Below are 11414 nucleotides of genomic sequence, written 5' to 3'. Positions count from 1 at the left end.
TCTAATCGATTTAAAAAAGCTACCCCCGGCGCGAAATTGTCGCGGAAATTTCACTTTTGCAGGTGCTTCAGAGCTTATCGAGCAGCGCATACCATGAAAGCGCCAAGAGCAGCAGAGGCTTGCGAAAACGCGCGCCACCGGGAAACGATTTGATTTTCAGAGACTTGATCAAATCCAATTCGCTGGACGTTCCAAGCACGGCATCGGCATAGAGTTTGCCGCAGTAATTGGCCAGCATAACACCGTGACCCGAATAACCGCCGATGCTCGTCAGACCGGGCTGGACCTCACGGGCAAATGGCTGACGGTTTAGTGTGATGCCCACCGAGCCGCCCCAGGCATGGGTGATATTGATCTTTGAAAGCTGCGGATAGATTTCCGTAATCTGCCGACGAATGTGCACCGACATGTCGCTCGGATGGTCCGCCGTATAGGCTTCGCGCCCGCCGAAGAGCAGCCGGTTATCGCGGGTTTTGCGGAAATAGCGCACCACGAAACGCGAGTCCGCCACCGCCTCGCCGCCTGGAATGACGGCGGGAAAATTGTCGAGTGGCTCGGTCGCACCGATAAAAGAGCGGATCGGCATGACATGAGCGGCGGTCACGGGCTCCAGCCCCTCGATATAGGCATTGCAGGCAATCAGCACGCGCTTGGCGCTGATCTCGCCCGTTGCAGTGCCGATAACAAATCCGTCTGCCTTGCGCTCGATCTTGCGCGCCGGTGTGTTTTCACAGATATGCGCGCCGGCCTCTGCTGCTGCCTTGGCCAGCCCCACAATCAGTTTCATGGGGTGGATATGACCGGTTCCGGTATCGCGAATGCCGAAGTGATAGAGCGTCGAGCCAACGCGCTCCTGCGTCTCTTCGCGTTCCATGAAGGCAAAGTGGTGATAATCGTAGCGTGACGCAGAGGCTTCCACGCTCTCGCGGTACTCTGCCTCATAGGCTTTCTTATGCGAGACATTCATTTGTCCCGGCATGTAATCCATATCGATGCCGTTGGTGGTGGCAAACTCCATCAGGTAGTTTTTGGCGTTTTCGGCAAGGTCGAAGAGCGCGCGTGAGCGGGCGACGCCAAGTGTCCCTTCCATTTCCTCTGGAAACCATCGCTGGCCGGTTCCAAGCTGCCCGCCATTGCGGCCCGATGCTCCGTCGCCGAACCTGTGTGCCTCGATCAGCGTAACATCGACACCGCCTTTGGCAAGGTTATAGGCGGCCTGCAGGCCGGTAAAACCGCCACCAATGACGGCGACATCGCATTGGCGCGCGCCATCCATGGTGGGATATTCAGGCCGCTCGGCAACAGAGGCTTCATACCAGGAAATGCCCGGAGAAATGGGGCTTTGATAGGTCATGATAAAATCCGGTCGTTCTTATACGTTCAAAAGCAGGAATTCGCGCTCCCATGGGCTGATCACCTGCATGAACGTTTCGAATTCGCCGCGTTTCACGCCCGCATAGAGATTGATGAACTCGGTGCCAAAGACCTCGTGAAGTGCGGGCTCACCTTCGAGAAGCGACACAGCTTCAAGCAGCCCGCGCGGCAATTCGATATCACCTTCATTGGCCGTGTCGGCGGTGGGGTCGGTCGGCGTCATCTGGTGAACAATGCCGAGATAGCCGCACGCAAGGGAGGCTGCGAGCGCCAGATAGGGATTGGCATCGGAGCCGGGCAAACGGTTCTCCACGCGTCGGCCCTTCGCGTCGGAAACCGGAATACGGAAGGCAGTCGTGCGGTTGTCGTATCCCCAGGCGGTATTCACCGGACACGCCATATCCGGTGCCATGCGGCGGTAGGAGTTCACATAAGGTGCCATCATCACCAGCGTGCGCGGAATGAAATATTGCATGCCGCCTATGAAGTGGAAAAATGCGGGTGAAGCTTCACCGTCCGGTTTGGAGAAGATATTCTCGCCCGTCTTGATATCGACGATCGACTGGTGAATGTGCATGGCAGAGCCGGCCTGCCCTTGCATGGGTTTCGCCATGAAGGTTGCATGAATATTGTGGCTCAATGCCGCCTCGCGGATCGTGCGCTTGAACATGAACACCTGGTCGGCCAAGGCAATCGGATCGCCATGGCGCAGGTTGATTTCAAGCTGGGCCGGTCCCTCTTCGTGGATCAGCGTATCGATTTCCAGGCCCTGCGCTTCGGAGAAATGATAGATGTCGTCAATCAGTTCGTCGAACTCGTTGATGCCTGCAATCGAATAGGCCTGACCCGCAACGATCGGACGGCCGGATCGGCCAGCCGGCGGATGCAGAGGATTGTCCGGGTCGTCGCTCTTGCCCACGAGATAGAATTCGATTTCTGGCGCCACCATTGGCTTCCAGCCGCGTTCTTCGTAAAGCGAGAGAACACGCTTGAGCACCGCGCGCGGCGTGTAGGACACGTCTTCGCCATTGGAGCCGGTAATATCACAGATCACCTGCGCTGTCGGATCGTTTTCCCAAGGCACAACACTTAAGGTGGAAAGATCGGGCTCCAGCTTGATGTCATTGTCACGGGCGTCATAGCGGAAGTCTGCGGTTTCTGCAGGGTACTCGCCTGAAATTGTATGCCGGTAGAGCGCCGAAGGCAGAGCCAGCGATGTATTGGAGGTGAATTTTGATGTCGGCATCATCTTGCCGCGCGGAATGCCGGCAAGGTCCGGCGTGATGCACTCTATATCCTCGATACCGCGTGACCGTAGCCAGGCTGCGGCCTCCTCCCATGTCTTGACACCTCTTGGCGACTTGGCCGCCGCGGCAATGGCGGCCTGTTTTGCTGATTGGCTGGACGATTTGGAGGTTTTTTTGGTCGCGGACATAAAGCACCGGTTTTTATTGACGTTGCCGTATCATAAACACAGAAATCGATTTGGCGAGGGTCAAGGTGAAGCAGAATCCGGATATTGTTGTTATTGGTGCAGGCGCAGCAGGCATGATGGCTGCCATCGAAGCAGGCAAGCGTGGCCGCAGCGTGCTCGTGCTCGACCATGCTAAAACGCCGGGCGAAAAAATCCGCATTTCCGGCGGTGGCCGCTGCAACTTCACCAATATCCATGCCACGGCTGCGAACTACTATTCCGCCAATCCGCATTTCGCCAAGTCGGCACTTGCACGCTACAAGCCCGCCGATTTTATAGCCCTCGTCGACAGGCATGGCATTGCCTGGCATGAAAAGACGCTTGGACAGCTCTTCTGCGACGGGCGCGCGACCGAAATCATCGACATGCTGCTGAAGGAAATGCGCGCGGTCGATGCAAGACTGATGACCGGTGTCGAGATTGTCGAGGTTTCCAAGTCTGAGACAGGCTTTGCGCTTCGCACCTCCGAAGGCGCTCTTACCACCCAATCGCTCATCATCGCCACCGGCGGCAAATCGATCCCGAAAATGGGCGCAACCGGTTTCGCCTACAAGATCGCCGAGCAATTTGGACTTCCTCTCATCGAAACTCGGCCCGCTCTGGTGCCCTTCACGCTGGAACCAAATTTGCTTGCCGAACTCTCAGAACTTTCAGGTGTTTCGGTGGAGGCCGAGATAACCTGCCGCAAAACGCGTTTCCGCGAAGCGCTTCTCTTCACGCATCGGGGCTTGAGCGGCCCCGCTGTCCTGCAGATTTCTGCTGTCTGGCGGGAAGGGGATGAAATCACCATTCGCCTTTTGCCGGACATGGATTGGATGGCCCTTTTGAAGGCCGCAAAAGCCGAAAACGGAAAACAAGCCATCGCCACGCTTCTTGCGCAATATCTGCCGAAGCGGCTGGCACAATATCTGGCGAACAAGTCGGGCCTTAGTGGCAATCTGGCCGACCTTCCCGACAAGGCGCTCAATAAGCTTTCTGAAAACCTCTCGGCCTGGCGGATCAAACCGGCCGGCACTGAGGGCTACAGAACCGCAGAAGTGACGCTCGGCGGTATCGACACAGCCGCACTCGATTCCAGGACCATGCAGGCGAAAGCCGTTCCCGGGCTTTATTTCATCGGCGAATGCGTGGACGTGACCGGCTGGCTGGGCGGCTATAATTTCCAGTGGGCCTGGGCCTCCGGTGTTGCAGCAGGGCAGGCGGCGTGAACCCTTGCGTGACAAAAATGTTGCAGCGCATCGAAAATAAAGGATTTGTTTCCCAAATGCCCAAACTCCGGTCTCTTAACGAGACGAAATTAAGACATTGTTTACCGGCAAGCGAGAGCATCAGCGATATTGAATATAATAGGCCACTGAGGACAGAAGAATGGCTAAGGTCAAGGCAAAAGCAGTTGCGATCGCAGTGCGGATGGACGAGGCCGCACATAACAAGGAAACGCAGGCTACCCTCGTTGCCTATGCGTTCACGATCTCCTGTATTGCGGCACTGTTTCTGCTCTGATTGAGGTAAGCTTGGGTTTATTTCGCTGAAGCCGATCCGCTGCGCCCGGTCATGATATCGGCATGTGATTTGAACAGCCTGACAATGCGATTGATCACTGTGCGGATTTCAGGTCTGTGACGATCATCCTGATGCATGACCAGCCATTGCTCATGCACAAATCCTTCGACAAACCCCACACGCTCAAGTCCGGGTTCGCGTTCACCACAAATGCAAGGCAAAACGCCCAGCCCCGCGCCTGAAACGATCAGGTCGCGCAAGGATGCAGCGCGGTTCACCGTGAAGGCGATTTCACGCTTTCGATTTTCGTGCGGCCACCGCAGATAGGTCGAAATTGCATTCTCCTCTGATATGGCAATCCAGCGATTGTCAGGGACGCGAGCGTTGCGGGACCGATAGATTCCATAAGCCGCGTCAGGCAGCTTCCGCGCCGCCAGGTTGGGTTCATCAGGCTTGAATGCGCGAATGCCGATGTCGCTCTCCCGGTGCGCAACCCGTGCGCGTTCCTCTGTCGTGTTGAAATCGATCAAAAATGGATCGTTCTCGGTGCAGATCGCGCCGATATTGTCGGTCATGAACGCTGTGTTCCAAGTACCAGCCATGATGCGAACCCGCGCAAGTGCGGTGGTTTCAGCATGGAGGATGCAAACCTTGCGCACGGCACTTTCCATTTCCTGAAGCGTTGCATGCAATATCTTGCCAGCGGCTGTCAGTCTGTAACCGGTCTGAGCGCGATGAAAGAAGGTTTCGCCGGTCCGTTGTTCCAGCTCCAGGATCTTGCGTCCCATTGTGGCTGAACTGACGCCCAATTCACCCGCAGCGCCGCTGAGCCCACCATGCCGGGCAACGGCAAGGAAATGTTGGTAAAGGTCCCAGGGCAACTCTTTCATAATTGAAAGACTATGCGCATTTATAAGCCTATGTAAATTCAAAAATGATGCATAAAAAACGGGATGCCTCTTACGGAAAGGAGCATCCCGAGTGAGCTACTGTTTTTTCGCAATATTAAACCGCAGAACAGACAAAGACCGCCCCTTGTCAGCCAAAGCTGACCGCGAGGCAGAGGATCGCTTTTACCAGGAAAACGGCTCTCGGTTGGCCTCGTTCTATTCGCGTATCCTCAACGGCTCTCCGGTCAAGATGTTTTCGCAGATGCCAACAGACGAGACCTTCACCGACAAAAAACAGGTGCAGCCGGGGAAAGGCTGCACCTGAAAGCGACTGGATGTCTTTTGAGCTTTTGTCGGCAGCTCTTAAGAGCGGCCCTGGGTCACGATAACCGGGATCAGGAGATCGCCCCAGTTTCCTTCGCCGCCATGGTGGCGGGCGGAGCGAACCAGCTCCACGGAAACACCCGCATCAACCGCTTTCATAACCGACTGGTTCAGGCGGTGGAGATCGTTGGCGACCATGCGGATCAGGGCCTGCTGGTCCTGGCTCATGGAAGAAGACTGTTCTTCGGCACGTTCCTTAACGCGGGTAGCTGGGGCATTCATGGCATTTCTCCTCTATCGGGGTTTGTGAGCTTGGCTCCTCCTCCCGCTTGTTTGCGGGAGGAGGCTTGTTTGTTATTCAGCAGCCGGCTTGAACTGCTCGGTTTCGGTTGAGTCATGCATGGCAGTGGTCGAAGACTGACCGCCGGTGATGGCCATGGAAACCGCATCGAAATAACCGGTACCGACTTCGCGCTGGTGCTTGGTCGCGGTGTAACCGTTGACCTCGGAAGCGAATTCGGCTTCCTGCAGCTCGGAATAGGCCGCCATCTGACGATCCTTGTAACCGCGGGCCAGTTCGAACATGCCATGGTTCAGCTGGTGGAAACCGGCAAGCGTGATGAACTGGAACTTGTAGCCCATCGCACCCAGTTCGCGCTGGAACTTGGCAATCGTCGCGTCGTCCAGGTTTGCCTTCCAGTTGAAAGAGGGCGAGCAGTTGTAAGCAAGCTTCTTGCCCGGATGTGCCTTATGAACGGCTTCGGCAAACTTGCGGGCCTGTTCCAGATCCGGCTTGCCGGTTTCCATCCAGATCAGGTCACAATGCGGAGCGTAGGCAATGGCGCGCGCAATGCACGGATCAATGCCGTTCTTGACCTGGTAGAAGCCTTCTGCCGTGCGGCCGGCATCATAATCGACGAAGGGCTGGTCGCGTTCGTCAATGTCGGAGGTCAGGAGCTTGGCAGCTTCGGCATCCGTGCGGGCGATGATGAGCGTGGGCGTGCCCATGACGTCAGCAGCCAGACGTGCCGCATTCAGGTTGCGGATATGTGCTGCCGTCGGGATCAGAACCTTGCCGCCGAGGTGGCCGCACTTCTTTTCAGAAGCCAGCTGGTCTTCAAAGTGAACGCCGGCAGCGCCTGCTTCAATGAAGGCCTTCATGATTTCAAAGGCGTTGAGCGGGCCGCCGAAGCCGGCTTCAGCGTCAGCAACGATCGGTGCGAACCATGTGTCAACAGAAAGACCCTTGCCTTCAGCCGTTTCGATCTGGTCGGCGCGCTGCAGCGTGCGGTTGATGCGCTTGGCAAGCTCAGGGGCGGCATTGGCCGGGTAGAGCGACTGGTCGGGATACATGGCAGATGCCGTGTTGGCATCGGCAGCAACCTGCCAGCCGGAAAGGTAGATCGCCTTCAGGCCGGCGCGAACCATCTGCATGGCCTGGTTGCCAGAGAGAGCGCCCAGAGCGTTGACGAAATCCTCCTCGTTGATCAGCTTCCAGAGGCGCTGCGCGCCCATTTCAGCCAATGTGTGTCTGATCTGTACGGAGCCGCGCAGACGCTTGACGTCTTCCGCGGTATAGGGGCGCTCAATGCCTTCGTAACGGCCTTCCGGTGCACCAGGAACGAGATTGTAAAAATCAGTCATATTTTTCTCCGTCAAAGTCTGGTTGTTGCAATGGCTGCGCTGGGAACGTCAGTCATGTGCGTGTTTTGATGTGACTGAATTTACAGTGCAGCGCAAAATAGTCGAGAAAAATGTGTATTTTCAGCGCGATAAAAGGGTAATGATGTCTTGTCTTTGACAAAATGATCTTGTAAATTTGTAAAAAATGTAAAATTCACATTTTGTAAAAATCAATGCATGGTTTGTAAAAGGTGTCAAAGTGGCAGAAAACAAGATCTTTGCCGGTCCGCGCCTGCGCCGCGTCCGCAACACACTGTCGTTAACCCAGACGGCCATGGCCGAAGCGCTGGAAATCTCGCCCTCGTATCTGAACCTGATCGAGCGCAACCAGCGTCCATTGACGGTGCAGCTGTTGTTGAAGCTGTCCTCTGTCTTCAAGATCGATCTGGACGAATTGCAGGGCGAGGCGGGTGGTAGCGTGACGCAGCTGCGGGAAGTTTTTTCCGATCCACTGCTGGCCGGCGAGATACCCGGGGATCAGGAGTTGATTGAACTGGCCGAGGCTGCCCCCAATGCGGCAGGCGGTCTGGTCAAGCTTTATCGCGCTTACAAGGAACAGGCCTCGCGGTTGACCGATCTTGCCGACCTTCTGGCCCGTGAAGGCCATGAGACATCCGTCTCCGCCACTCGGCTACCCATGGACGAGGTGCGCGATGTTTTGGAAAAGCGTCCCAACTATTTCGCTCTCATTGAAGAGGCTGCCGAGCGCTTCCACGAGGAGCTGAAGCCGGGTGACGATCTCTCCGGCGCAATTCGAAACTGGCTGCAGAAAAGCCATGGCATTGTTGTCAAGCTTCTGCCCGTCCACACGATGCCAGGCCTGCGGCGGCGCTATGACCGCCATTCGATGCGGCTTTTCCTCTCCGAGCGGCTCTCGCCATTTGACCAGCTGCGCGAGATCGCCATGGAAGCCTCTCTGCTGGCCCTCAAGGATGCGATTCTCGAAGAGCTTGAAGGGTTGAAACTTTCATCCCACGAAGCCTCCCGCATCGCTCGTTTCGAACTTGCCCGCTATGCCGCCCATGCGCTGATGATGCCCTATGGCAATTTTCTGGCCACCGCCCAGCGTGTGAAATATGATGTCGATGTCTTGCGCTCGCGGTTTGCCGTGTCCTTCGAGCAGGCAGCAAACCGTCTGACGATGCTGCAGAAGCCGGGCAGTGCTGGTGTTCCGTTCTTCATGCTGGAAATCGACAATGCCGGACACATATTCCGCAGGGCCGGTGCGCAGGGTTTTCCGCAATCGCGCTTTGGCGGGGCCTGTCCCAAGCTCAATATTCACGCCGCCTTCGCCCAGCCCGGCCAGATACTGGTCGACGATGTGGAAATGCCCGATGGCGCGGAATTCCTGACGATCTCCAGAACGCTGGAAGGGCCACAGGGCGCCTTTGCCGAACGCGTTCGCCGCACCGCACTTCTCATAGGCTGTGATGGCGCACACAAGGGTGAAACCGTCTATGGTGATGCAGCACGCGGCGCAATGGGGCCTCTGGCGGTCGGTCCGGCGTGTCGCCTGTGCGAGCGGCAGGGCTGTCTGGCGCGCGCTGAAGCGCCACTCACCCGGCCATTGGGATTGGACGAGATGGTGACAGGCCTCAGCATTTTCGACTTTCAATAAGTGTCGGTGGTCAAGCGGTCAGGTGCCTGGTAGCGGCGTTTGTAAAATGCCGCTTGTCATCCTGAAGATCGAAGCATAACCCTATTGCCATTGCACCTTTTCAGGATACGCCAATGCGCAAAATCACCCGCCTGTCCGCAGCCGCTCTCGCAGTGCTTGCGGCACCCCTTTCGCATGCTCTCGCCGAAGACCGCGTGGTCAACGTCTACAATTGGTCGGACTATATTGATGAAACGATCCTGCAGGATTTCACCAGGGAGACGGGTATCAAGGTGGTCTATGACGTCTTCGATTCCAACGAGATACTGGAAACGAAACTGCTGGCCGGCGGCACCGGCTATGATGTCGTGGTTCCGACCGCCAATTTCCTGACCCGCCAGATTGAGGCAGGCGTATTCGAAAAGCTCGACAAATCCAAACTGCCGAACCTGAAAAACATGTGGGATGTCATCAACGAGCGGACCGCGCGATACGATCCCGGCAACAATTATGCGATCGATTATATGTGGGGCACGGACGGCATCGGCTATAATGTCGATAAGGTGAAGGCGATCTTGGGGACGGATGAAAACCTGAGCCTCGACGTTCTCTTCAAGCCGGACGTGGCCGCCAAATTCGCCGATTGCGGCATTCAAATTCTCGATGCACCGCAGGATGTGATCCCCACGCTCCTGATGTATATGGGCCTCGATCCTGACAGCACGAACCCGGACGACTACAAGAAAGCCGAAGAGGTCTTGATGTCGATCCGGCCCTATGTGCGCAAGTTCCACTCATCAGAATATATCAACGCATTGGCCAATGGCGACATTTGCCTTGCCTTTGGCTATTCCGGCGACGTGTTTCAGGCGCGTGACCGGGCCGCCGAAGCCAACAATGGTGTTCATGTGAACTATGCCATCCCGGTTGAGGGTGCTGCCATGTGGTTCGACATGATGGCCATTCCAGCAGACGCGCCGCACAAGGAAGAGGCCTATGAATTCCTGAACTACATCATGCGCCCGGAGGTGATCGCCAAGGCGACCAACTATGTTTACTACGCCAATGGCAACAAGGCCTCTCAGCAATTCATCAATGAAGATATTATCAACGATCCTGCGATCTACCCGGACGATGCAACGATGGCCAAGGGCTTTACGCTGGCTACAGTCGATCCCAAAACGCAGAGGATCATGACGCGGGTCTGGACGAGAGTGCTGACAGGCCAGTAGGCAAAAGCGCGTCAAGAGCTTTGGCATCAGCGTATGATCACGCTATGCCTTTGACTCTTGTCCATGGACAATAAATATCGCTGACACACTGCTTGCCGCACCGGCCCTGAGTGAATTCATTACATAACCAACTCAAAAAAACCTTGCTGCATGAAAAAATCCTTTCTAGTCTCTGAACAAGAGGAGAAAAAGCGACCTCAAGTCGCCCTCGAACAGGAGAACAGAATGCGCAAGACTCTCAAGATTTCAGCCCTGTCCGCCGCGCTGCTCGCCGGCGTTGCCTCGGCTTCGATGGCAGAGGACAAGGTTGTCAATGTCTACAACTGGTCGGACTATATTGATGAGTCCATCCTTGAGGACTTTACCAAGGAAACGGGCATCAAGGTCGTCTATGACGTCTTCGACTCCAACGAAATTCTGGAAACCAAGATGCTCGCCGGCGGGTCCGGCTATGATGTGGTGGTTCCCACCGCCGACTTCCTGCAGCGGCAGATCCAGGCCGGCGCTTTTGAAAAGCTCGACAAGTCGAAGCTCCCGAATATCTCCAATATGTGGGACAAAATTCTGGAGCGCACAGCCCAGTTCGGCGATGTGAACGATTACGGTATCGACTATATGTGGGGCACCACAGGCATCGGTTACAATGTCGACAAGGTTGCAGAAATTCTCGGCCCCGATGTAAAACCGGATTGGAACGTCGTCTTCGACCCCGAAATGATTGCCAAGTTCAAGGATTGCGGCGTTCATTTCCTGGATGCGCCCACCGAGATCGTGCCGGCTGCGCTCAACTATCTGGGCCTCGACCCGAACTCCACAGACAAGGCAGACCTGGAGAAGGCGGCGGAACTTCTGAAATCCATTCGCCCCTCGATCCGCAAGTTCCATTCGTCTGAATATATCAACGCCCTGGCAAACGGCGATATCTGCCTGGCGGTTGGCTGGTCGGGCGATGTGCTGCAGGCGCGTGACCGTGCCGCCGAAGCAGATGCCGGCGTGAAGGTTGATTATTCCATCCCCGCAGGCGGCGCGCTGATGTGGTTTGACATGATGGCGATCCCGAAGGATGCGCCGCACAAGGAAGAAGCTTACGCGTTCCTGAACTACATCATGAAGCCGGAAGTGATCGCGAAAGCTTCGAACTACGTCTTCTATGCAAACGGCAACAAGGCCTCGCAGGAATTCATCGACAAGGAAGTTCTCGACGATCCGGCCATTTACCCGCCACCGGCGACCATGGAAAAACTTTACGTTCACCTGCCATTGGACCCCAAGACACAGCGCATACTCACGCGCGAATGGACCAGCATCGTGACCGGTCAATAACAAGACAGGAGCCC

11 protein-coding genes are annotated in these 11414 nt (G+C 56.1%); 6 read left to right on the top strand and 5 right to left on the bottom strand.

The genetic code is table 11. The features are described from left to right. Positions 1-67: 67 nt before the first annotated feature. Both NHF56_RS12770 and NHF56_RS12765 read right to left on the bottom strand, forming a co-directional pair. Positions 68-1354, bottom strand: coding sequence for an FAD-binding oxidoreductase (locus NHF56_RS12770; RefSeq protein ID WP_252805109.1), 1287 nt, complete (start codon positions 1352-1354; stop codon positions 68-70). 18 nt (positions 1355-1372) lie between these two features. After that, a complete protein-coding gene (locus NHF56_RS12765; RefSeq protein ID WP_252805107.1) occupies positions 1373-2809 on the bottom strand; it encodes a glutamine synthetase family protein in 1437 nt (478 codons plus the stop codon). A gap of 65 nt (positions 2810-2874) precedes the next feature. On the opposite strand from NHF56_RS12765, the gene NHF56_RS12760 reads away from it, so the two are divergent. Both NHF56_RS12760 and NHF56_RS20895 read left to right on the top strand, forming a co-directional pair. Beyond that, positions 2875-4056, top strand: a complete 1182-nt coding sequence (locus tag NHF56_RS12760) for an NAD(P)/FAD-dependent oxidoreductase (protein WP_373456300.1) — start codon at positions 2875-2877, stop codon at positions 4054-4056. 160 nt (positions 4057-4216) lie between these two features. Further along, positions 4217-4351, top strand: a complete 135-nt coding sequence (locus NHF56_RS20895) for a hypothetical protein (RefSeq protein ID WP_256995415.1) — start codon at positions 4217-4219, stop codon at positions 4349-4351. Between the two features lie 17 nt (positions 4352-4368). Here NHF56_RS20895 and NHF56_RS12755 read toward each other — a convergent pair whose 3' ends face one another. Continuing rightward, entirely contained in the window at positions 4369-5241 is an 873-nt protein-coding gene (locus NHF56_RS12755) for a LysR family transcriptional regulator (RefSeq protein ID WP_252805105.1), read from the bottom strand. Positions 5242-5386: 145 nt separating this feature from the next. Between NHF56_RS12755 and NHF56_RS12750 the strand changes: the two genes are divergently transcribed. Continuing rightward, a complete protein-coding gene (locus NHF56_RS12750) occupies positions 5387-5566 on the top strand; it encodes a hypothetical protein (protein ID WP_252805104.1) in 180 nt (59 codons plus the stop codon). Between the two features lie 38 nt (positions 5567-5604). On the opposite strand, the gene NHF56_RS12745 is transcribed toward NHF56_RS12750, so the two are convergent. Next, a complete protein-coding gene (locus tag NHF56_RS12745) occupies positions 5605-5847 on the bottom strand; it encodes a hypothetical protein (RefSeq protein WP_252805102.1) in 243 nt (80 codons plus the stop codon). Positions 5848-5919: 72 nt separating this feature from the next. Further along, positions 5920-7209 (bottom strand): isocitrate lyase, encoded by a 1290-nt coding sequence (aceA, locus tag NHF56_RS12740; RefSeq protein WP_252805097.1) that lies wholly within the window; start codon positions 7207-7209, stop codon positions 5920-5922. A 238-nt stretch (positions 7210-7447) separates the two neighbouring features. Between aceA and NHF56_RS12735 the strand changes: the two genes are divergently transcribed. The 3 genes from NHF56_RS12735 to NHF56_RS12725 all read left to right on the top strand — a co-directional run bounded on the left by NHF56_RS12735 (position 7448) and on the right by NHF56_RS12725 (position 11400). After that, entirely contained in the window at positions 7448-8866 is a 1419-nt protein-coding gene (locus tag NHF56_RS12735; protein WP_252805095.1) for a short-chain fatty acyl-CoA regulator family protein, read from the top strand. A 113-nt stretch (positions 8867-8979) separates the two neighbouring features. Next, positions 8980-10077 (top strand): polyamine ABC transporter substrate-binding protein, encoded by a 1098-nt coding sequence (locus tag NHF56_RS12730; protein WP_252805093.1) that lies wholly within the window; start codon positions 8980-8982, stop codon positions 10075-10077. Positions 10078-10302: 225 nt separating this feature from the next. After that, a complete protein-coding gene (locus tag NHF56_RS12725; protein WP_252805092.1) occupies positions 10303-11400 on the top strand; it encodes a polyamine ABC transporter substrate-binding protein in 1098 nt (365 codons plus the stop codon). The last annotated feature ends 14 nt before the right edge of the window (positions 11401-11414 follow it).

The organism is Rhizobium sp. L1K21 (assembly GCF_024055895.1).
GTDB lineage: Bacteria > Pseudomonadota > Alphaproteobacteria > Rhizobiales > Rhizobiaceae > Ensifer_A.
This window is presented reverse-complemented; position numbering and strand designations above follow the sequence as displayed.

Coding starts and splice junctions, on each gene's coding strand:
- NHF56_RS20895 (WP_256995415.1), top strand. CDS start 4,217: ATGGCTAAGGTCAAGGCAAAAGCAGTTGCGATCGCAGTGCGGATGGAC.
- NHF56_RS12730 (WP_252805093.1), top strand. CDS start 8,980: ATGCGCAAAATCACCCGCCTGTCCGCAGCCGCTCTCGCAGTGCTTGCG.
- aceA (WP_252805097.1), bottom strand. CDS start 7,209: ATGACTGATTTTTACAATCTCGTTCCTGGTGCACCGGAAGGCCGTTAC.
- NHF56_RS12765 (WP_252805107.1), bottom strand. CDS start 2,809: ATGTCCGCGACCAAAAAAACCTCCAAATCGTCCAGCCAATCAGCAAAA.
- NHF56_RS12745 (WP_252805102.1), bottom strand. CDS start 5,847: ATGAATGCCCCAGCTACCCGCGTTAAGGAACGTGCCGAAGAACAGTCT.
- NHF56_RS12725 (WP_252805092.1), top strand. CDS start 10,303: ATGCGCAAGACTCTCAAGATTTCAGCCCTGTCCGCCGCGCTGCTCGCC.
- NHF56_RS12770 (WP_252805109.1), bottom strand. CDS start 1,354: ATGACCTATCAAAGCCCCATTTCTCCGGGCATTTCCTGGTATGAAGCC.
- NHF56_RS12755 (WP_252805105.1), bottom strand. CDS start 5,241: ATGAAAGAGTTGCCCTGGGACCTTTACCAACATTTCCTTGCCGTTGCC.